This window comes from Mesorhizobium intechi (assembly GCF_002879535.1).
In the GTDB taxonomy this organism is placed as follows: Bacteria; Pseudomonadota; Alphaproteobacteria; order Rhizobiales; family Rhizobiaceae; genus Mesorhizobium; species Mesorhizobium intechi.
Window position 1 is genome coordinate 1 of sequence record NZ_PNOT02000150.1, and the last position, 19,907, is coordinate 19,907.

The following is a 19,907-nucleotide window of genomic DNA, read 5'->3' on the forward strand; positions in this document are numbered from 1 at the left end:
ACCCACCCCTTGAAAGCGCCGCGTATACAAACCGCTCCGTCACGCTGGTAGTCGGCAATCGTCTCCGCATCGATCAGGCCGGTGTCGATGGCGCGGGCAGCAGTCTGGGGAGCCATGGTGTCCTCCTTCAGGATCGAGACGACTATCGCAAGCCGGATTCATTCAGTAAAATAATAACTTCTCATCTGACACATAGAACAAGGCTATGAGCCTCAGCCTCACCCAATTACGTTATCTGGTCGCGGTCGCCCGCCATGGCAGCGCTACCGGCGCGGCCAGGGCGCTGAACATTTCGCAGCCCTCGATTTCGGTGGCGATCGACGCGGTCGAAAAGGAATTTGGCCAGAAACTGTTCGTGCGCCAGCGCGGCAGCGGCGTTTCGCCGACCTCCTTCGGCCGCGTCGTCGTGGCCAAGGCGAAACAGGTTCTTGCCGAGACCGACGAACTCGTGAGCCTGGGTTCGGGCAATTCCGCCATCGGCGGCGAGCTGGTGCTAGGGTGTTTCGAGGATCTGGCGCCCTATTTCGCGCCGGGTCTGATCCGCGCCTTTTCCGAGCGCCATCCCGACGTCGCCGTCATCGTCCGCGACGAGACGTTCGAGACGCTCGGGCGGCGTCTGGCGGACGCCGCCATCGATCTCGGTCTCAGCTACGATCTCGGCCTGCCCGCGCATTTCGCCCGCATCCTGCTTCATGAGCTGCGGCCGCATGCGTTGCTGCCGGCCGGTCATGCACTGGCGGACAGCGCCGAGGTCAGCCTGGCGGATCTGGCCGCTTATCCGCTGATCACGACGGACCAGCCGCAGAGCTGGCAGCACATGCTCGACCTGTTCCGCGGCCGTGGGCTGTCGCCGGTGGCCGACAGGGCGACGAGTTCGTTCGAACTCCAGCGCAGCATGGTGGCGAACGGATTTGGCGTCGCCGTCAGCTACACCCGGCCGCATGGCGACCGCAGCTATGATGGACTGCCCTTGATCTGCAAGCCGCTGTCGGATCCGCTGCCGATGCAGCGCATCATCCTCACCTATGACACGTATCAGCGCGTGTCGAATGCAGCTTTGGCATTCGTCGAGATGGCGAAAGACTGGTTTTCTACGCGCGACATCTTCACCTCTTGACGGGTCGACGGTCGCTGCTCGTCGGCTTGACGCTTGACGGTTTCCGCGGCTGCTGCCACTCCATAAACATGGAACCTATCCAGTCGAAAGCTGCCCAGGGCCGTGTTGCCGATGCGCCGAACGGCCATTGGGTCTACCGCGTGCTGCCGCGCGCGGTTTGGCCCTATGCGCAGCTCGCGCGATGGGACAGGCCGATCGGCTGGCAATTGCTTTTGTGGCCATGCTGGTGGTCGGCGGCGCTCGCGGCAAGCGCCTATCCGCGCCCCGGCGACCCGCTGCTCTCACTGCTTCCGGCGCCGTTGTATCTCGTGCTGTTCCTGGTCGGCGCCATCGCCATGCGCGGCGCCGGGTGCACCTATAACGACATCGTCGACGAAGGCATCGACAACCAGGTCGAACGCACCCGCTCGCGTCCGCTGCCATCGGGTCAGACCACGCGCCGTCGGGCCTGGTTGTTTCTTGTGCTGCAGGCCCTGGTCGGGCTTGCCGTACTCCTGCAGTTCAACAGCTTCGCCATTCTGCTCGGCATCTGCTCGCTGGTGATCGTCGCCATCTATCCATTCATGAAGCGGATAACCAACTGGCCGCAATTGTTTCTCGGCCTTGCTTTTTCCTGGGGCGCGCTGATGGGATGGGCGGTCGAGTTCGGCGATCTCGATGGCCCCGCCATCATGCTCTATATCGGCTCGATCCTGTGGGTGATCGGCTACGACACGATCTATGCGCACCAGGACAAGGAAGACGATGCCATTGTCGGCGTGCGTTCGACGGCGCGGCTGTTCGGCGACAACACCAAGGCGTGGCTGGCCGGACTTTACGGCGGCACGCTGATCTGCTTCGCCATCGCCTTCGCCTCGGCGCAAGCGCCCGTGGTGGCGCTCGCCGGACTGCTCGCCGCCGGCGCCCATATGGCGCGGCAGATCGCGGTCCTGGACATCAACGATCCGGACCAGTGCCTGCGGCTGTTCCGGTCGAACAACCAGGTCGGCTGGCTGATCTTCCTCGGCCTGATCGGCGGCGCGTTGTGGGTGGCGTTGAAGCCGCTGGTGTAGAGGGCTTTTTTCCTTCTCCCCTTGTGAGGGGTGAGCAGCCGGTTCGCGTAAGCGAATTCATCGTGCCTGTGGCACGATGGAAGGCCGGCGAACGCCGGGACGCTGCGAAGCAGCGGGGACCCGGCAGGTGGATTGCTCTCGCTCCCGCCCTTCAAAGGCTCAGGGCGTTCGAAGCTCGAAAAGCCAAGCAATTGGCTTTTCGTCCGCTATCGCGGACCGCTACTCACCCCTCGAAATGATCTCCTGGCCGTCGATGACCAGCCTGAGACCGAGGTTGCCGGCCCTGCGGCGGGCAAGGAAGCGCGGGCGGCGCGTGTTGGAAACGCGACCCTTGCGGCGATCCTGCGGCGGCAGCGTCTTGATGGCGGCGCCGAGCGATTCTTCCAGGGTGCGGGCGACGCCGTCCGATTCGATCAACAGCATCGGCAGGCGGTAGGCATCGGCCCAGGCGCGCCAGTCGGCGGCGACATCGTCGAGATCATCGGCCACCAGCAGCGGCACCGACAGCATCGGATCATTGTGCAGGAGTTCCAGGGTCACCGTGACATTGCCGTCCGGATCCTCCATCGCGCGGGCGGCGACGCCGCGGAACGCATTGGCCGGCAGGGCGATGATCGCCGGCACGCCGCTCATCTCGAGCACGCGGCGGATCACGGCGCCACGGTGGTCGATGGTGAATGTCACGTCGCCGTAGTCGTCGCGCGTGGCGTAGCTGACCATCTGGGGCAGTCGGAATGGGTCGAGGCGCATGTTGCGTCCCGCCCAGACTGGCTTCAGTCCGGTGTTCATGAAGTGCCTTCCTGTCTGTCTCCTGAGAGCCGGTGTCCGGTTCTCTCCGGGCCAGTTTTCCCGGCCTCGTTATGGGGAAACAGTAGCGCGGGCTCCTTACCGCCGCGCTTAAGAAAGTCGGTTAAATTTTGCTGATCTCAGGGATGGTTATCGGAATGCCACCGGCCACTAGATGTTGAAAGGATCAGATAACCTTACCGGGATTCATGATGCCGGCCGGATCGAAGGCAGCCTTCACCCGGCGCATTAGATCGATGGCCATAGGCGGCGCCGTGGCGATCAGTTCGTCGCGCTTCAACTGGCCGATGCCGTGCTCGGCCGAGATCGAACCGTGGAAGGAGCGCACGACATCGTGCACGGCCTTGTTCATGGGATGGTAGAGGGCGAGAAACGCCTCGTCGTCGCCGTCGACGGGCCGCGAGATGTTATAATGAAGATTGCCGTCTCCCATATGGCCGAAGCAGACCACGCGGGCGCCGGCACTGATCGACGCCACCGCGCCCGCGGCCTCTTCGATGAAGCGCGGGATGGATGCGATCGGCACCGAAATATCGTGCTTGATCGAGGCGCCCTCCGGCTTCTGGCATTCGGGTAGCGTCTCGCGGAAATTCCAGAAAGCGTCGCCCTGGGCAAGGCTTGCAGCGACCACCGCATCGCCAACGATGCCTTGCTCGAGACCGTCCGCCAGCACTTCCTCGATCAGCGCCCGGCCGTCGGCTTCCGAGCGGCCGGAGGAAACCTGCATCAAGACATACCAGGGCCAGTCATCGGCCAGCGGCCGCACGACACCTTGACCATGCCTGAGCGTGAAATCATAAGGTCTCTTGCCGATCAATTCGAAGGCCGTGAGCGAAGCGCCGGCGCGGTCCATCGCCAGGCTGAACAGCGACAGTGCCGCTGCCGGAGACGACAGGCCGGCGAATGCGACCTCACGTCCCTTCGGCTTCGGGAAAAGCTTCAGCACGGCGGCGGTGATGACGCCGAGCGTGCCTTCGGCGCCGACGAACAGATCCTTCAAATCGTAGCCGGTGTTGTCCTTCTTCAGCTTGCGCAAATCGTCGAAGACCTCGCCTGTCGGCAACACCACCTCAACGCCGAGACAGAGTTCGCGCGCATTGCCGTAGGCCAGCACGCCAGTGCCGCCGGCGTTGGAAGAAAGATTGCCTCCGATCTGGCAGGAGCCTTGCGCGGCGAGCGACAGCGGAAACAGCCGGTCGGCTGCGGCGGCCGCCTCCTGCAACGTCTGCAGGATGACACCGGCCTCCGCTGTCACCGTATTGGACAGGACGTCGATCTCGCGGATGCGGTTCAGACGCGACAAGGACAGGATGATCTCGTGGCCGGATTTGTCCGGCACCTGGGCACCGACCAGCCCGGTGTTGCCGCTTTGCGGCACGATGGGCGTTCCCGTCTCGGTCGCGAGCCGCATGATGCGGCTGACCTCGCCGACACTGCCCGGCCGCAGCACCAGCGACGTCGCGCCGTGCCAGAGTCCGCGCCGCTCGATGAGATAGGGCGCGATGTCCTGCTCGTCGCGCAGCGCGTATTTGTCACCCACGATCGCCGCGAAGCGGTCGATGAGGGCGGGATCGAGTGTCTTTGCGATTTCGGTCATGCGGGAAAACTATGTTGTGGGCCGTGCATTGTCACGAGGGGCGGCCGCGCGAGCGAGCCGGTCGTTGATCGCCTCGCCAAGACCATCAACGGGTATCTTCTCGACAGCGATGGTGCGCGCGCCGCTGCTATCGAGTTCCTGCATATAGGCGAAAAGATTGCTCGCCGCTTCGCGCAGGTCACCCGATACGGACAGGTTGAGGAACGCGGCAGCATTACGCCAGCCCTCGGCCCGCTGGCCGCCGAAGCCCAACAACGCCTCGTCCTTGCCAACCGCTCCGGCGTTGAGCCGCATCGCCGCGGCTGGCGCATAATGCGAGGCAAGCATGCCTGGCGCCTCGACGCCCACCCCTCCGCCGCGCAACAGTTCCATGCCGATGGCCGCCTCGATCTCCTCGGCGGCGATGCCACCCGGCCGGAGCAGGCGCAGGCCTTGCCCTTCGGCCTTGACGATGGTCGATTCCAGGCCGACCGGCGTCGCGCCGCCATCGACCACCAGCTTGATGCGGGCGCCGAGATCGGCCGCCACCGCCTGCGCCGTCGTCGCGCTGATCCTGCCGGAGGAATTGGCGCTGGGTGCGGCAAGCGGCCGGCCGAGCTTAGCGATGAGGTCGCCGCCAAAGCCCCTCGGCATGCGCAGGGCGATCGTGTCGAGCCCGGCCGTGACCAGTGGATGGATGCCGTTGCCAGGCCGCTGTGGCAGCACCAGCGTCAGCGGACCCGGCCAGAACGCCTGTGCGAGTTTCTTCGACAGCGGATCGAACACGGCGATGCGCTCGGCCATGGCCATGTCGGCGACATGGGCGATCAGCGGATTGAAACGCGGCCGCCCCTTGGCCTCGAAGATGCGCGCCACGCCGATGCCGTTGGTGGCGTCGGCGGCAAGCCCGTAGACGGTTTCCGTCGGGATGGCGACGACATCGCCACCCTGAAGCAAAGCCAGCGCCTGCTCCAACGCCTCGCCGATGGCAAGTATCTCAGCCACTCTGATCACCTCGTGAATGCCGGCTGCGTAGTACGATGGCGGCTGTTGGGCAAGGAGGGTCTTGGTGATTTATCAATCCCTAAAATGCTATGTTTCCGCGAAAGCCGACATCAATTCCGGCATGCTATTGAGCAGCTTCTGGGCGAAAGGGAGCTATATCAGTGTCTATGCGCGTACTGCTGGGAATAACTCTGGCCACGATGGCCAGCGGAGTTCAGGCCTCGTCCTTGGTCTTTCCCGGCGCGCCGGCCGCGACGCCCTCCATCCTGACCCTGAAGGGGACCGATATCAAGGCAAGCGACGTGGTGTCCGTCGTCGCGCTCGGCGAACCCGACGTCACCTATGAGAAGGTGGCGGCGATCCCCAACGCGCCCGAGGCACGGCACGGCTTCATGCCAAGCCCGATGATCATTCGCGGCGGCATCGTCGGCGGCGATTTCTCGACACCGACACAAACCAAGGCACCAGCCGCCACCACCACCGCCGCGGCTCCTGCTCCGGCCCAGGCGACCGCCTCGGCGGCTCCGGCGTCGGGCACGCAGAAGAAACCGACCGCACCGGCAGCCGCGTCGGCACCCGCGTCCAAGGTCGGCAAGGTCAAGTAGCCGGCCGGCAAACGGCAGGACCGGGCCAGCGCGTTGACAGCTTGACGGCGCCCTGCGCACCATTGCCGCGCCAGTTCGTGCCGGCATATCTTGCCGCTCGAAGCCGCCGCCTGGATTTGGTCGAGCGTTTCAGGGAAAGGGGACGGCTCCGGCAGATGAGTTTGTCGTTTCAAAGGGGGTTGATCATGAGACTATCCAAGACCGTTACCGTGGCCGGGCTTATGCTGGCATCGCTGCTGGGCGCCACCGCAGCGCAAGCCGATGACATGCTGGGATCCTATGTCGCGCGTATTTCCGATCGGGATCATAAGGCGAGCGACGGCTATGCCCTGGACAGTGCCGCGCAGATGGTGCGGCAGGACCGCGCCAACTGGCACAAATTCCATCGCCGCGACAGCGACGATGAGGGTGACGCCTGGTTCAGGACCAATGACCAGCGCGCCGACCTGCAGCGCATGCTCGAGCGTCCCGGCGCGATGAGTCCGTCGACCAAGCGCGCCATCGTCAATGGCGAACCGCTGATCCAGGTCGACGTCTACGAAAACAGCGTGCGCGTCAGCATCCTGGAGAACTGACAAGCGTCAGGGAAGATCGAAATAGGGCGGCGCCGATGCGCCGCCCTCTGTTCTCCACCGAGCCGGATTGAAATCTCAGGCCGCTTCTTCCTTGTCGTCGTCGTCGTCGTCCTCTTCGGACTCGCCGTCTTCGGACTCTTCTTCGGCGTTATCGCCTTCCGCCTTCACGGCGTCATCAGCATCGTCTTCGTCAGACTCTTCGCCGTCTTCGTCGTCGCCTTCGTCTTGATCGCCGTCCTCGTCATCAGAGTGATCGGCGGCTTCGACCGCCGTTGCCGCGGCATGATCGAGGGCGGTTTCGGAAGCGGATTCAATCGCCTCGGCGGCGGCCGAGGTTTCTTCAGTCACTTCGATGTCGTGATCGGAATTCATGGAAGCCTCCGTTGGGTTGGGGAACATGTCCCTTTTGCCACGCAGAGATCATCGCCATATGACTGTAAGCCGGCTCCGACGGCCGGCCCGCAGGTATTTTTCCCGGACGCTCAGCCGGCGATTTTCGAGAAATCAGCGACCTGACCAGTAGCCGCGCGGATGCGCGTGAGAAGCGCCAGACGGTTGCCTCGCACCGCCAGGTCTTCATCATTCACGAGAACACCTTCAAAGAATGAATCAACGGGTTCGCGCAACGCACTAAGCGCCAGCATGGCGGCGGAAAAGTCTTCGTTTTGAATCGCTTCGCCGGCTTGCTTCTCGGCCTGATTCACCGCCGCAAACAGCAATTTCTCGGCATTCTCCCTGAACAGGGCCGGCTCAACGGTTTCGGCGATCGTCGTTTTCTTCTTCTCCTCGGCGGCCAGGATGTTGGCCGCGCGCTTGGTTCCGGCGAGCAGGTTCTTGCCGTCGTCGGTATCGAGGAAAGAGCCGAGTGCCTCGACGCGACGGACGATCTGCAGGAGATCGTCGGACCGCGGCGTGATGACGGCGTCGATGAGATCGTGGCGGGCGCCCTTGTCGCGGAGGTAGACTTTCAGGCGGTCGTGGAAGAAGGCGAGGAGGTCGCGTATCTGGTCCGCACCACTGCCCGCGTAAGGCGCGCCGGCGCTCGCGAAGATGGAAGACAGCCGCAATTGAATTCGGTCTTCAACCAGGATTCTCACAACACCCAAAGCCGCGCGACGCAACGCATAGGGATCCTTCGATCCGGTCGGCTTCTCATCGATGGCCCAGAAGCCCACCAGCGTGTCCAGCTTGTCGGCGAGCGCGATGGCGACCGACACCGGATTGCTCGGCACATAGTCGGACGGGCCTTGCGGCTTGTAATGTTCCTCGATGGCCGCGGCCACGGACGGGTGTTCGCCCTGCAGCAGCGCGTATTTGCGGCCCATGGCGCCCTGCGATTCGGGGAACTCGCCGACGACTTCCGTGGTGAGGTCGGCCTTGGCGAGAACCGCCGCGCGAGCGGCGAGCGCCGTGTCTGCGCCGACAGTCGGCGCCAGTTCTTCGGCCAGCCTGGCGATCCGCTCCACCCGCTCGCCCTGCGTGCCGAGCTTGGCGTGGAAGGTGACGCCGAGATTGTCGAGGCGGGCCATGCGCTGGTCGAGCGGCTTTTTCAGATCGAGCCCGAACTTTTTCGCCGAGGCTTCGAGCTGGCCGAGATCAGGCAGATCGCCCTGGTCCGTCGTCCAGAAATAGAGTGCGTCGGAGAGGCGCGCGCGCACCACCTTGCCGTTGCCGTGCGCGATCTCCTTGCCGCCGTCCCTGGCCTCGATGTTGGCGGTGAGGATGAAGCGGTTGGACAGCGCCTCGCTTTCGCCCTGTGGCCGCGTGACAAAGCATTTCTGGTTCGCGCGGATGGTCAGCCGGATCACTTCGGCTGGAATGGCGAGGAAATCCTCTTCGAACTCGCCCATCAGTACGACCGGCCACTCGACCAGCCCGGACACTTCCTCCAACAGCCCTTCGTCCTCCACAAGGTCGAGACCATTGGCGAAGGCGAGGTTGCGGGCGTCGGCAAGGATGATCTCCTTGCGCCGGTCGGCGTCGAGCACGACCTTGGCCGCTTCAAGCTTGCTTACATAATCGTCGAAGCGGCGCACGGTGATTTCGCCCGGCGCCAGGAAGCGGTGACCATAGGTGATGTTGCCCGAGCGGATGCCGTCGATCTCGAAATCGACCACGACAGGCTCCTCGGTTTCCGGGCCGAAGGTGCACAGGATCGATTGCAGCGGCCGCACCCAGCGCAGCGAGCCCGGCTTGGCCGAGGCCGGTCCCCAGCGCATCGATTTCGGCCAGGGGAAGTTGCGGATGATGCCTGGCACGAGTTCCGCGATGATCTCTTCGGCAGCCCTGCCAGGCTTCGAGATGTGGGCGACATAGAAGTCGCCCTTCTTCGGATCGGAATGGACATGCGCGTCGGCGACCGAAGACAGGCCTGCCTTGCGCAGGAACCCCTGGACCGCCTGCTCGGGCGCCGTCGTCGACGGTCCCTTGATCTCTTCACGGATGTCCTTCGAGCGCGGTGTCAGGCCCCTGATGTCGAGTGTCAGACGCCGCGGCGTCCAGTATTCGCGCGCCGCCTCATAGGTCAGGCCCGCCTCGACCAGGCCGTCGCTCAGCATCTTCCTCAGGTCACCCGCCGCCTTCCGCTGCATGCGGGCGGGGATTTCCTCGGAGCGAAGTTCTAGAAGCAAGTCGGGCATAGGGTCAGCTCATGCGGGAGAGTGGTCCGGGCGGGGCATAGCAACTCGGCTGGCCGCTGTCACCCTTTCCAGAAATTTTGGCTGCCCTGTCGGGACGCGGCGCCCCAGTCCGTCCTTGGATCAAAGATTTCCATGAACCGAACGCAGCGCTGAAGCGACCTACGCTCAGGCAGGAAACTATTGGCTGAACGACCATGAAAACGGCATCCAGACTTCTGCAGATCCTCGCGCTCAGCGCCTGCTTCACCGCGCAGGTCCACGGCGCTTTCTCGATGCCGGGTGTTCGGCAGGCATTGCGGACAATGGCTGGCCCGAGCGGCCAGATCCTGTCACCGATCAACGCTTCCCTCGAGACGATGAGGTCTGCCTGAACCAGTGCACTGTTTTGGCGCAACTCCCTAGGGAAAACGCCACGCGCTTTTCCGGGGAAAACGCCACGCGCTTTTCCCGGAATTGCTCAGGCCGCCAATCCACCCGCCTGCGTCTTCAAAAACGCCTCGCCGCAGGCCTTGGCCAGATTGCGCACGCGCAGGATGTAGCTCTGCCGCTCGGTGACCGAGATCACGCCACGCGCATCGAGCAGGTTGAAGACATGGCTGGCCTTGATGCACTGGTCGTAGGCCGGGAAGACCATCTTGTGCATCGGCAGATTGTCGTTCGACGCCGGCGCGCCGGCCTCGAGCAGCGCCTTGCACTCGGCCTCGGCGTCTTCGAAATGCCTGAGCAGCATCGCCGTGTTGGCGTATTCGAAATTGTGGCGCGAATATTCCTGCTCGGCCTGCAGGAAGACGTCGCCATAGGTCACCTTGTCGGCGCCTTCGCGGCCGTTGAAGTTGAGGTCGTAGACATTGTCGACGCCCTGCACATACATGGCAAGCCGCTCCAGCCCGTAGGTCAGTTCGCCCGCCACAGGCGCGCATTCGATGCCGCAGACCTGCTGGAAATAGGTGAACTGCGAGACTTCCATGCCGTCGCACCAGCATTCCCAGCCAAGCCCCCAGGCGCCGAGCGTCGGACTTTCCCAGTCGTCCTCGACAAAGCGGATGTCGTGCAGCAGCGGGTCGACGCCGATCGCCGCCAGCGAGCCGAGATAGAGTTCCTGCAGGTTCGGCGGATTCGGCTTCAGGATCACCTGGTACTGGTAATAATGCTGCAGCCGGTTCGGGTTCTCGCCGTAGCGGCCGTCCTTGGGACGGCGCGAGGGCTGGACATAAGCGGCGTTCCAGCGCTTCGGCCCGAGCGCGCGCAGCGTCGTTGCAGGATGAAACGTGCCGGCGCCGACCTCCATGTCGTAGGGCTGCAGGATGACGCAACCATAGGCCGCCCAGTAATTGTGCAAGGTCAGGATGAGCCCCTGGAACGAGCGGCTGGGGTGCATATGGGCAGGGATTTCAATCGTCACGGGTGGCCTCGACATCAAAGGCTGGAGCCTGTCCTCGAGCATGATCTTTTTCCGAAAACCGGCATCCACTTTTCGGGATCAGCTCTTGCCGGTTCGTCCTAGAGACACGGCGGCGAAGCGTCAAGCAAGGCGCGCCGGATGCGGCCGCCATCGGTATGCCGCGCTGTGTCGAAGACTTTGCCGGGGACTGGCCCATTGCCGGCCACGGGAGCCTACGGTCTGTTTCGTCCCTACGGACACATCAACGACCACAGGTCCAGCCATGCCCAGCTCCATCATCGTCCGCCCGGTCACGCGACAGGATTTCGATCGATGGCTGCCACTGTGGGACGGCTACAACGCATTTTATGGCCGCGCCGGCGAGACGGCGCTGGCGAGCGAGATCACCGCGATGACGTGGTCGCGCTTCTTCGATGCCTATGAACCGGTCCATGCGCTGGTGGGCGAAAGCCAGGGACACCTCCTCGGCCTCGTGCACTATCTGTTTCACCGCAGCACGACGGCGATCGCACCGAACTGTTATCTGCAGGATCTTTTCACCACGGAGGCTTCGCGTGGCAAAGGCATCGGCCGGGCGCTGATCGAAGGCGTCTATGAGCGCGCACAGGCCGCCGGCTCGGGCCGGGTGTATTGGCTGACGCATGAAACCAATCAGACGGCGATGAAGCTCTATGACAAGGTCGGCGAGCACTCCGGGTTCGTCGTCTACCGGAAGCAGTTCTAAGGACTGCGCGCCGCTGCAAACGAAAACGGGGCTCCGAAGGAAGCCCCGTTCGCATTCAAACAGCCGATCTCACCCCTTCGGGACAGGCACCGGCTCGGGCTTGACCTTGGGGGTTTCCTGCGCCGTGTTGGATTCGATCGGCGGCAGGCCCTTCATCAGCTTCTGCTGCAAGGTGGCCAGCACGTCGGGATCGGGCTTCAGGTCACGCGCCTGATTCCACTGGAAGGTGGCTTCCAGCTTGCGGCCGACGCGCCAGTAGGCGTCGCCGAGATGGTCGTTGAGAACCGGATCTTCCGGCTTCAGCGACACGGCACGTTCCATCTCGCGCACCGCGTCATCGAAGCGGCCGAGGCGGAAATAGGCCCAGCCCAGCGAATCCACGATGTAACCGTCGCTCGGTCTGAGGTCGACGGCCTTCTGGATCATCGCCAGGCCTTCTTTCAGGTTGGTGTTCATGTCGACCCAGGAATAGCCCAGATAGTTCAGCACCTGCGGCTGGTCCGGCTGCAGTTCCAGCGCCTTGCGGAAATTCGGCTCTGCCTTCGGCCATTCCTTCAGCCGCTCATAGGCGATGCCGCGCTGGTAGAAGATGTTCCAGTTGGCCGCGGTCGGCGTCTTCAGCGCCTCGACGGCCTTGTCGTAGAGGTTGGCGGCCGAGCGGAAATCTTCCTTGGAGGAATAGACCCCGCCAAGCGCCAGATAGGCGCGCATGTCGTTGGGATGAGCGTCGACGAAGGCCTTCAGATGGGTGATCGCCTCGTCATGGCGGTCAAGATCGGCAAGGTTGAGGCCAAGCTGCAGGTCCGAAAGTTCCTTGAGCGGCGAAGAAGCGGGAATCCGCCGATATAGCGCGATGGCACCCTCGCCGTCCTTCAACTGCTCGGCGACGGCGGCGAGCTGCACGAGAGCCGCGTCGCTGTCGGGCCGCAGGGCCAGCGCATATTGCAGATAAAGGCGAACGAACGGCTCGCCGCCGCCCCGGTTGAGCGCGGTGGCGAGGTCGAGCAGGATTTCGGAAGCACCGTCGGACGGACCGGAAACCAAGGGCGCGATCTTGTCGCCCTTGCTGATCCTGTCGCGCAAGGCGACGATTTCAACCTTACCCGGAGAAAACGCCTCGGCCTGGTCGAGCACCGACATCGCCTTGGCCTTGTCGCCCTTGCGGGCCAGGAACGAAGCATAAGCCTGCGCGTTGCGCATCCACGTTTCGGGCGCGGCACCGCCGGCGGCGGTATCCTGCATCGTCGCGGCGTAGATCGCCTCGGCCTTTTCGGGCATGTTGGAGGCGTCGGCGATCAGGGCGCGGTGGAAGGACTTGAACAGGCCGAACCAGTCCGGGCCCTGAAGCTTGTCGATCGAAGCCATCGCGTCGCCGGCTTGGCCAGCACCCTGTTCGGCCCAGCCGGACATCACGCCGGAAATTAGCCGGTCAAGGTCGGATTCCAGTGACAGCTTCAGCCAGTACTGGGCCTTGGTGAAATCCTTCTTGTGGAAAGAATCGACGGCCAGCGCCAGGCGCGAGAAGCGCTCGACATCGGGCACTTCCTTAAGCTTGTCGGCATAGACTAGGGATTCGTCGAATCGACCTTGCGCGATCAGCGACAGCATCAGGCTCTGCTGCAGGCCGGTGTCGCTCGGATTGAAGGCCAGGGCCTGCTTGTAGTAGGCGATGGCGCTGTCGAGGTCGTTGTCGCCTTCGGCGATCCGGGCTGCCAGATAGGCGCCCGAGAACGACGAGATCTTGACGGGTTCGGTGGATTGCTTGGCATAGGCCGGCAAAGCCGAAATCGCCATGCCCGTCACAATTGCCAGCCTTGTCAGCCAGCGCGCACGTCCTTGCTGCATCGTATCCCTTTCAGCCAGGCGCCATCTCCGCGTCAGCGGGATCGACGTAGACTCGATCTTTCCGGGCAAAGCATGGCCTTTTTGGGGTCGCGCTTCAATCCGCCTGAAATTCACAATCGGGTCAGCCGATTAACAAACCATGGCTGGAGGGGATTTTCGACCGCGGAAAGGCCGACGTCAAGGTCGGCGCGGCGCGATCGATCGCTGCACCTTCGTCTCGGCAAAGCCGCCGGCCGCTATCGCGCTGCACAGTTCGTTCCATTCGCAGCCGTGGCAAGCCTTGCGCACGCCACCAACAGAAAACGCCTGTCGCAGCCGCGCGAGAACTGCCGCATCGAGATCGAGGCGGAGGCCGGGCTGGATTGGTCGGGCCAGAAGATCCCCGGCGTCGCGTGCGGCAAGCCGGTCCCGCTCGACGACACTCTCGTTGAGACAATGCGGCTCCGGCCCGTCAAGCAAAGGCGCGCAGATGTCGTCCGGGCCGGAAACGAGGAGAATGTCCTCGCCCCGGCTCAGGCGCCGCGCGATCGCGTCATAGTTGACGGTGAAGGCGGGGCTGTAACCCTTGCCCACATAGGTGAGCAGGCAAAGGAGGTGATGGGCGCGCAGCCTGATCGTCACGGCCTGATCGTCACGGCCTGATCGTTACGGATTGGCCGGCTTCGCCTTGCCGCCGCGAAGCGCCATTAGCGTCGCCGCACCAAGCGCCGACTTCAGCAAGCCGCCGACAATGAAGGGCAGGAAGCCGAAGGTGATGGCCTTCTCGGTGCCGATCATGGCGGCAAGCCATGCCGTGCCGAGCACCAGGCAGGCAAGATTGCCGAGCAGCATGGCAACGAAGGCAAGCACAACCCTGTTACCGTTCCAGCCGCGTTCGGCCAACCAGCCGACGAGGGCGCCGGTGATCGGGAAAGCGAAGAGATAACCGCCAGTCGGCCCGACGAAATGCGCGACGCCGGCAGAACCTCCAGCCAGCACCGGAAATCCGGCGGCACCCTCGACCAGCCATGCCGCGATGGTGAGCGCGCCAAGCCGCCAGCCATAGAGCGCGCCGATCAGCGTCACCGCGAAGGTCTGCATGGTTACGGGAACCGGGACCATCGGCACCTCAATGTAGGAGGACAGCGCCAGGAACAGCGTGCCGAGCACCACGGCTCCGACCTGCCAAGCGAGCGAGCGGTCTTGAAGCCGAAGCGGGCTGAAGGACGGCTTGCGGGGCATGAATGCGATGTCTGCCATGAGGGTTCCTTCGGTCGATTTAAAATTATAGATAATTTCTGTTTTCGATCTATTATCGAATCCACATTTCTCGTGACATAGCAAGCCTTCCGACGACAAAGACCGTCTGAACTGCGTCGCGGCGCGCCTCAGATCATTGATTTATGGATGTCGCCTCAAATTTAGCGCCACTTTTGGGTGACAGGCATCAACCCACGATCGCGAAGGCCTCACGTGTCGCGCCGGAGGCCGTCCTGACCGGCTTGCGGCCGATCCACTGGACATGCCGCCCCAGCGTCGCGGCCGCCGATTCGGTGTTTCCTTGCCGCAAGGCGGTCAGGATCGCCCGATGGTCCTGGTCGGTGCGCGCCTCCCACTCCGATCTCCATGCGGCAAACAGGAAGCGGGCGCTGGCGGCATGCAGATCGTCGATGGTCGCGAGCAGGCGTGGCATGCCGCAGGGCGCCAGGATCAGCCGGTGGAAGGCGCGGTTGGCTTCCTCCCAGGATCGGACGTCGCGGGATTTGTCGCCAGCCTTGGTCGCCTCCTCGGCGAGATCGAGAATGGCCGACGTCAGATGCGGCGCGGCATGGCGCAGCGCCAGCACTTCCAGCGCGGCCCGCATCTCGGCGACCTCCTTGACCTCGCCGAGATCAAAAGCCGCGACGCGCACGCCACGGCGCGGCTCGCTGACGGCCAGGCCTTGCGCCTCCAGACGGCGGAAGGCCTCGCGCACCGGAACATGACTTGTGTTGAATTCCTCGGCGACATGATCCTGGCGCAGCCGCGCGCCAGGCTCGATCGCGCCCGAGATGATGCGGTCCGCCAGCGCCTTGCTGATGCGCACCGCGATGGTGTCGTCCGTGCCCTTTGCCATGTTTTATAGATAATTTGTCACAAGGCCGCTTGTCGAGACGGCGAGCCCGGCTTCCACAACCGCCTGGCGAAACGATGCCGGCACTCAAGGTCGTGCCGGCCTTGCGCCTGATCGCGATCGAACTCCTGCCTCGTGGAGACCGACATCAGTTCAATGAATCAAGACGCGGCACTCGATACTCGCCAACGCGAAGGGGGTGACGCCCTCAGTTCACCCGGCTGATGCAGAAATCAATGACGTCGATCAGCGCCGATTTCTGCGGCGTTTCTTCCAGCGGCGCCAGCGCGTCGCGGGCGATCTCGCCGAAATGGCGGGCGCGGCCGATCGTGTCGGCGATGGCGCCGTGACGGGTCATCAGGCCGATCGCCTTTTCCAGGCCCGCGTCATCGACGACATTGTCCTCGATGGCGCGCTTCCAGAAGGTACGCTCGGCCTTCGTGCCGCGCCGATAGGCGAGGATGACCGGCAAAGTCACCTTGCCCTCGCGGAAATCGTCGCCGACATTCTTGCCGAGGTCCTTGCTGGTGCCGCCATAATCCAGCGCATCGTCGATGAGCTGGAAGGCAAGGCCGAGATTCATGCCGTAGGAGCGTAGTGCTGCGCGATCATTGCGGGTTGCCTGGGCGATGACCGGTCCAACTTCGGCGGCGGCCGAAAACAGCGCGGCTGTCTTGGCCTTGATGACGGCGAAATGCTCGTCCTCGGTGGTTTCGAGGTTCTTGGCGGCGGCGAGCTGCATGACCTCGCCCTCGGCGATGATCGAGGCGGCACTCGACAGGATGTCGAGCGCTTCGAGCGAGCCGACATCGACCATCATGCGGAAGGCCTGGCCGAGCAGGAAATCGCCGACCAACACGCTCGCCTGGTTGCCCCAGATCATGCGGGCGGTCTTCTTGCCGCGGCGCATGCCGCTCTCGTCGACGACGTCGTCGTGCAGCAAAGTCGCGGTATGCATGAACTCGACCGAGGTGGCGAGCTTGACATGGCCTTCGCCGGCATAGCCGAACATCTGCGCGGCGGCGAGCGTCAGCATCGGCCTGAGCCGCTTGCCGCCGGACGAGATCAGGTGGTTGGCGACCTCCGGAATCATCTCGACGTCGGAGCCGGCCTTGGACAGGATCAATTCGTTCACGCGTCCCATGTCGGCCGCCGTCAGATCGATCAGATCCTTGATGGAGGCGGGCTCCCGCTTCCCGTTTTCGATGTTGAGAACGACACCCACGACAATCACTCCCGTCTTGTTATAACGCGTGCGACGGCACCCTTAATCCCGAGACGGACTCTAGGGCGGCGGGCACCGCCCCGGCAAGTGGCGAATTGGCGCGGCGTCGATGACAGCCTGTCAACCGACGCGGGACGGGGCGAGACTTCGCCACGGAAATCCCCTGCCCGTTTACATCAATGGCGCAAACTGCGAGTTTCATACGATGATAGAACTTGTCCGCACCAACGATGCCGTGATCATCTCCTTCGTCGAATCGCTCATGCGCGACGCCGGTATCGCCTGCTTTGTCGCCGATCAGAACATGAGCATTCTCGAAGGCTCAATCGGTCTTTTGCAGAAGCGCGTCATGGTGGACGCCGACCAGGCCGATGCCGCTCGTCGCATCCTCAGGGACGCCGGCATCGCCAACGAGATCCGCACAAAATAATGTCGGCCGCGCCAGCCGCCCTCACCCCGGACACACCGGCCCATACTGTCGATGCCTTCCATCGCGGCCGGTTCTGGCTCGTCCAGCCCAAGCATGGCGGCCACCGCGCCGGCATGGATGCGATGATGCTGGCGGCGTCCGTGCCGTCCGCCTTTGGCGGGCGTCTCGCCGATTTCGGCTCCGGCGCCGGCGCAGCCGGACTGGCGGTGCTGTCGCGCTGCCCGGCTGCCCGGGCCGTTCTGGTCGAACGCGCAGCGGAAATGGCCGCCTTCGCGTCGGCCACCCTCGCTCACCCCGGCAATGCGCATCTCAGCGATCGCGCATCCGTGCTCGTCGCCGACGTCACGGTTTCGGGCCAGGCCCGGGCGGCAGCCGGTCTGGCCGACAACGACTTCGACTATGTCATCATGAACCCGCCCTTCAACGCAGCCAGGGACCGCGCCACGCCTGACCGGCTGCGCAAGGAAGCCCACGTCATGGAGGACGGGCTGTTCGAAAGCTGGATCCGCAGCGCGGCAGCGGTGGTCAGACCGCGCGGCGGGCTTGCCGTCATCGCGCGGCCCGAACAGCTCGGCGCCATTCTCGACGCGATGTCGGGACGCTTCGGCGATGCCGAGATGCTGGCCGTGCACCCTCGCCCCGACGCCGCGGCGATCCGCATCATTGTGCGGGCAACGCTCGGCGCGCGCGGAAAGCTTGCCATCCGTCCGCCTTTGATGCTTCACCCGCAATCAGGCAACGGCCCCGACGGGCGCAGCGAAATGATTGCCAACGGTCTCGCCTCGCTGTTTGGAGATTGAGCTATTCCTCGCCGCCGCATTGCCGTTGGCCGGGAAATCCCTACATGCCTGCAACCCATCGACCGGAGACCGCGCTCTCGTGAAACGCCTTTTCAACCGCCTGCTGCCGAAATCCTGGCGCTCCACCGTCGTCACCATTCCGGTCATCCGGCTGCATGGCACGATCATGGCCGGCGGCCAGTTCCGGCAGAATCTGTCGCTGGCCTCGACCGCCGGCCTCGTCGAAAAGGCGTTTTCCTTCGACGCGCCTGCGGTCGCCATCTCGATCAATTCGCCCGGCGGCTCGCCGGTGCAGTCGCGCCTGATCTTCAGGCGCATCCGCGACCTGGCCGTTGAAAAGAACAAAAAGGTGCTGGTGTTCGTCGAAGATGTCGCGGCCTCGGGCGGCTACATGATCGCGGTCGCCGGCGACGAGATCTTTGCCGATCCCTCCTCCATCGTCGGCTCCATCGGCGTGGTTTCGGCCTCGTTCGGCTTTCCAGAGTTGATGAAGAAGGTCGGCGTCGAGCGCCGTGTCCACACCGCCGGCCAGAACAAGGCCGTGCTGGATCCGTTCAAGCCGGAGAAGAAGGAGGACGTCGAGCGGCTGAAGGCGCTGCAGCTCGAGGTGCATGAAACCTTCATCGATCTGGTCAAGGAGCGGCGCGGTACGAAGCTGAAGGACGATCCGGATCTGTTCACCGGCCTGTTCTGGACCGGCAAGAAAGGCCTGGAGCTCGGCCTCGTCGATGCGCTCGGCGACATGCGCACGGTGCTGAAGACCCGATTTGGCGCGAAGACCCAGCTCAGGCTGATCACCGCGCCGCGCGGTTTCCTCAGCCGTTTCGGCCTGTTCGGCTCAAGCAAGGGCTTTTCAGCGCCCGATATCGCCGCTGCCGCCGCCAGCGGCGTCATCGATGCGGCGGAAGAGCGCGCATTGTGGGCTCGCTTCGGGCTTTGAAAACCGAGCAAAACCGTCTAGCATGAAGGCTTGAAGTCCATGCATGCCGTTTTCCCAAAACCGGACACAGTTTTGGGCGACATGCATCAACCGACCCGACCGGCCGCCTTCGCCGGCCCAGCGTGGTAGGAGTTGTGACATGCCGCAGATCATCTTCTTCGCCGTCGTTGGCGTCGCCGCCTATTTTGGCTACCGCACTTTCATCCGGGAAGCCGAGCGTGTGACAGCCAAGGTGCGGCGTACCGAAAAGCAGGCGGCCAATGGCGCGATGGGAACGCTGGTCAAGGACCCGAAGACCGGCGAATACCGGCTGGCCAAGGACTGAGCATCATCCCGTATACGACTGACGCCGTGGACACCGAGATCGGTTCGCGCATCTTGCACGCGCACGCCAAGATCAATCTGGCGCTGCACGTCACCGGCAGGCGTGCTGACGGCTACCATCTGATCGACAGTCTGGCGGTGTTCACGCGCTTTGGCGACCGGGTCGAGATAGCGCTCGCCGATAGCGACGATTTCACCGTGTCCGGCCGTTATGCGCCGGCGGTTCCGCTCGACGCCAGCAATCTTGTGCTGAAGGCGCGCGACGCCTTGCGACGAGAGGCCGGCTCCGAGCGCACTCCGCCCGTCTCCATAAGACTGGAAAAGAACCTGCCGGTTGCGTCCGGTGTCGGCGGCGGGTCGAGCGACGCGGCGGCCGTATTGCGCGGCCTGGCGCAGACATGGGCCTTGGACATCGACGAGGCCGGACTGGCGCGGGTCGGGCTGTCGCTTGGCGCCGACGTGCCGATGTGCCTGGCGGCAAAGCCGCTGGTGGCGCGCGGCATCGGTGACGAATTGTCGATGGTGCCGGACTTTTCGGCTCTGGGACTGGTGCTGGTCAATCCAGGCACGCCGGTCTCCACGGCGGATGTCTTCGCCGCACTTTCCCGCCGCGACAACGAACCCCTGCCGCCGCTGCCGCGCAGCATCGATTTTCACAGCCTGCGCAACTGGCTGGAGGCGACCCGCAACGATCTCGAACCGGTGGCGCTGGCGCTGCAGCCCGCCATTGGCAGGGCACTGTCATGGCT

At 64.0% G+C, this 19,907-nt stretch carries 21 protein-coding genes and 1 pseudogene; 10 read left to right on the plus strand and 12 right to left on the minus strand.

The genetic code is table 11. The annotated features are described in order from the left end of the window. Positions 1-116: pseudogene (locus C1D09_RS33760) on the minus strand (phytanoyl-CoA dioxygenase family protein); the annotation flags it as partial. An 89-nt stretch (positions 117-205) separates the two neighbouring features. On the opposite strand from C1D09_RS33760, the gene C1D09_RS12610 reads away from it, so the two are divergent. Then, positions 206-1,117: a LysR family transcriptional regulator gene (locus C1D09_RS12610; RefSeq protein ID WP_143974649.1), complete on the plus strand. Its 912-nt coding sequence runs from the start codon at positions 206-208 to the stop codon at positions 1,115-1,117. Between the two features lie 68 nt (positions 1,118-1,185). Further along, on the plus strand, positions 1,186-2,169 hold the full coding sequence (ubiA, locus tag C1D09_RS12615) for a 4-hydroxybenzoate octaprenyltransferase (RefSeq protein ID WP_167514585.1): 984 nt from the start codon (positions 1,186-1,188) through the stop codon (positions 2,167-2,169). Positions 2,170-2,388: 219 nt separating this feature from the next. Here ubiA and C1D09_RS12620 read toward each other — a convergent pair whose 3' ends face one another. The 3 genes from C1D09_RS12620 to C1D09_RS12630 all read right to left on the minus strand — a co-directional run bounded on the left by C1D09_RS12620 (position 2,389) and on the right by C1D09_RS12630 (position 5,557). Beyond that, complete coding sequence (locus C1D09_RS12620; RefSeq protein WP_143974650.1) at positions 2,389-2,958, minus strand: DUF6101 family protein; 570 nt, start codon at positions 2,956-2,958, stop codon at positions 2,389-2,391. Positions 2,959-3,142: 184 nt separating this feature from the next. Further along, positions 3,143-4,573 carry an FAD-binding oxidoreductase gene (locus C1D09_RS12625; RefSeq protein WP_143974651.1) on the minus strand — a complete coding sequence of 477 codons (1,431 nt, stop codon included), beginning with the start codon at positions 4,571-4,573 and terminating at the stop codon, positions 3,143-3,145. Positions 4,574-4,582: 9 nt separating this feature from the next. Then, on the minus strand, positions 4,583-5,557 hold the full coding sequence (locus C1D09_RS12630; protein WP_167514586.1) for an L-threonylcarbamoyladenylate synthase: 975 nt from the start codon (positions 5,555-5,557) through the stop codon (positions 4,583-4,585). Between the two features lie 200 nt (positions 5,558-5,757). On the opposite strand from C1D09_RS12630, the gene C1D09_RS12635 reads away from it, so the two are divergent. Together C1D09_RS12635 and C1D09_RS12640 are read left to right on the plus strand one after the other, a co-directional pair. After that, on the plus strand, positions 5,758-6,162 hold the full coding sequence (locus tag C1D09_RS12635) for a hypothetical protein (protein ID WP_143974653.1): 405 nt from the start codon (positions 5,758-5,760) through the stop codon (positions 6,160-6,162). A gap of 185 nt (positions 6,163-6,347) precedes the next feature. After that, the gene (locus C1D09_RS12640; protein WP_143974654.1) at positions 6,348-6,737 is read left to right on the plus strand and encodes a hypothetical protein; all 390 of its coding nucleotides are present in this window, start codon (positions 6,348-6,350) and stop codon (positions 6,735-6,737) included. Positions 6,738-6,812: 75 nt separating this feature from the next. On the opposite strand, the gene C1D09_RS12645 is transcribed toward C1D09_RS12640, so the two are convergent. The 3 genes from C1D09_RS12645 to C1D09_RS12655 form a co-directional block, all read right to left on the minus strand. After that, positions 6,813-7,109 carry an ATPase gene (locus C1D09_RS12645; RefSeq protein ID WP_143974655.1) on the minus strand — a complete coding sequence of 99 codons (297 nt, stop codon included), beginning with the start codon at positions 7,107-7,109 and terminating at the stop codon, positions 6,813-6,815. 110 nt (positions 7,110-7,219) lie between these two features. Then, positions 7,220-9,376, minus strand: coding sequence for a glycine--tRNA ligase subunit beta (glyS, locus tag C1D09_RS12650; RefSeq protein ID WP_143974656.1), 2,157 nt, complete (start codon positions 9,374-9,376; stop codon positions 7,220-7,222). Between the two features lie 457 nt (positions 9,377-9,833). After that, entirely contained in the window at positions 9,834-10,778 is a 945-nt protein-coding gene (locus C1D09_RS12655) for a glycine--tRNA ligase subunit alpha (RefSeq protein ID WP_038645360.1), read from the minus strand. A 262-nt stretch (positions 10,779-11,040) separates the two neighbouring features. Here C1D09_RS12655 and C1D09_RS12660 point away from each other — a divergent pair, with 262 nt between their 5' ends. Continuing rightward, positions 11,041-11,502, plus strand: a complete 462-nt coding sequence (locus C1D09_RS12660; protein WP_143974657.1) for a GNAT family N-acetyltransferase — start codon at positions 11,041-11,043, stop codon at positions 11,500-11,502. Positions 11,503-11,571: 69 nt separating this feature from the next. On the opposite strand, the gene C1D09_RS12665 is transcribed toward C1D09_RS12660, so the two are convergent. The 5 genes from C1D09_RS12665 to C1D09_RS12685 form a co-directional block, all read right to left on the minus strand. After that, on the minus strand, positions 11,572-13,347 hold the full coding sequence (locus C1D09_RS12665; protein WP_143974658.1) for a tetratricopeptide repeat protein: 1,776 nt from the start codon (positions 13,345-13,347) through the stop codon (positions 11,572-11,574). Positions 13,348-13,524: 177 nt separating this feature from the next. Next, complete coding sequence (locus C1D09_RS12670) at positions 13,525-13,968, minus strand: DUF1284 domain-containing protein (protein ID WP_143974659.1); 444 nt, start codon at positions 13,966-13,968, stop codon at positions 13,525-13,527. Positions 13,969-13,992: 24 nt separating this feature from the next. Further along, positions 13,993-14,586 (minus strand): biotin transporter BioY, encoded by a 594-nt coding sequence (locus tag C1D09_RS12675; protein WP_143974660.1) that lies wholly within the window; start codon positions 14,584-14,586, stop codon positions 13,993-13,995. A 187-nt stretch (positions 14,587-14,773) separates the two neighbouring features. Continuing rightward, positions 14,774-15,442 (minus strand): GntR family transcriptional regulator, encoded by a 669-nt coding sequence (locus C1D09_RS12680; RefSeq protein WP_095771071.1) that lies wholly within the window; start codon positions 15,440-15,442, stop codon positions 14,774-14,776. Between the two features lie 205 nt (positions 15,443-15,647). Beyond that, positions 15,648-16,664, minus strand: coding sequence for a polyprenyl synthetase family protein (locus C1D09_RS12685; RefSeq protein ID WP_019856937.1), 1,017 nt, complete (start codon positions 16,662-16,664; stop codon positions 15,648-15,650). A gap of 205 nt (positions 16,665-16,869) precedes the next feature. On the opposite strand from C1D09_RS12685, the gene C1D09_RS12690 reads away from it, so the two are divergent. From C1D09_RS12690 to C1D09_RS12710, 5 genes are all read left to right on the plus strand, one after another. Further along, positions 16,870-17,094: a putative signal transducing protein gene (locus C1D09_RS12690; RefSeq protein WP_027041409.1), complete on the plus strand. Its 225-nt coding sequence runs from the start codon at positions 16,870-16,872 to the stop codon at positions 17,092-17,094. Next, positions 17,094-17,894: a tRNA1(Val) (adenine(37)-N6)-methyltransferase gene (locus tag C1D09_RS12695; RefSeq protein ID WP_143974661.1), complete on the plus strand. Its 801-nt coding sequence runs from the start codon at positions 17,094-17,096 to the stop codon at positions 17,892-17,894. Before C1D09_RS12690 ends, C1D09_RS12695 begins: the two co-directional genes overlap by 1 nt. 79 nt (positions 17,895-17,973) lie before the next feature. After that, positions 17,974-18,834, plus strand: coding sequence for a S49 family peptidase (locus tag C1D09_RS12700; protein WP_143974662.1), 861 nt, complete (start codon positions 17,974-17,976; stop codon positions 18,832-18,834). Positions 18,835-18,973: 139 nt separating this feature from the next. Then, entirely contained in the window at positions 18,974-19,159 is a 186-nt protein-coding gene (locus C1D09_RS12705) for a hypothetical protein (protein WP_143974663.1), read from the plus strand. A 26-nt stretch (positions 19,160-19,185) separates the two neighbouring features. Continuing rightward, the coding region (locus C1D09_RS12710) for a 4-(cytidine 5'-diphospho)-2-C-methyl-D-erythritol kinase (protein ID WP_143974664.1) at positions 19,186-19,907 on the plus strand (722 nt) is incomplete at its 3' end.

Bases quoted from the DNA above. Each gene is read 5' to 3' on its own strand.
- C1D09_RS12610 (WP_143974649.1), top strand. From the start codon at position 206: ATGAGCCTCAGCCTCACCCAATTACGTTATCTGGTCGCGGTCGCCCGC.
- ubiA (WP_167514585.1), top strand. From the start codon at position 1,186: ATGGAACCTATCCAGTCGAAAGCTGCCCAGGGCCGTGTTGCCGATGCG.
- C1D09_RS12620 (WP_143974650.1), bottom strand. From the start codon at position 2,958: ATGAACACCGGACTGAAGCCAGTCTGGGCGGGACGCAACATGCGCCTC.
- C1D09_RS12625 (WP_143974651.1), bottom strand. From the start codon at position 4,573: ATGACCGAAATCGCAAAGACACTCGATCCCGCCCTCATCGACCGCTTC.
- C1D09_RS12635 (WP_143974653.1), top strand. From the start codon at position 5,758: ATGGCCAGCGGAGTTCAGGCCTCGTCCTTGGTCTTTCCCGGCGCGCCG.
- C1D09_RS12640 (WP_143974654.1), top strand. From the start codon at position 6,348: ATGAGACTATCCAAGACCGTTACCGTGGCCGGGCTTATGCTGGCATCG.
- C1D09_RS12645 (WP_143974655.1), bottom strand. From the start codon at position 7,109: ATGAATTCCGATCACGACATCGAAGTGACTGAAGAAACCTCGGCCGCC.
- glyS (WP_143974656.1), bottom strand. From the start codon at position 9,376: ATGCCCGACTTGCTTCTAGAACTTCGCTCCGAGGAAATCCCCGCCCGC.
- C1D09_RS12660 (WP_143974657.1), top strand. From the start codon at position 11,041: ATGCCCAGCTCCATCATCGTCCGCCCGGTCACGCGACAGGATTTCGAT.
- C1D09_RS12665 (WP_143974658.1), bottom strand. From the start codon at position 13,347: ATGCAGCAAGGACGTGCGCGCTGGCTGACAAGGCTGGCAATTGTGACG.
- C1D09_RS12675 (WP_143974660.1), bottom strand. From the start codon at position 14,586: ATGGCAGACATCGCATTCATGCCCCGCAAGCCGTCCTTCAGCCCGCTT.
- C1D09_RS12680 (WP_095771071.1), bottom strand. From the start codon at position 15,442: ATGGCAAAGGGCACGGACGACACCATCGCGGTGCGCATCAGCAAGGCG.
- C1D09_RS12690 (WP_027041409.1), top strand. From the start codon at position 16,870: ATGATAGAACTTGTCCGCACCAACGATGCCGTGATCATCTCCTTCGTC.
- C1D09_RS12695 (WP_143974661.1), top strand. From the start codon at position 17,094: ATGTCGGCCGCGCCAGCCGCCCTCACCCCGGACACACCGGCCCATACT.
- C1D09_RS12705 (WP_143974663.1), top strand. From the start codon at position 18,974: ATGCCGCAGATCATCTTCTTCGCCGTCGTTGGCGTCGCCGCCTATTTT.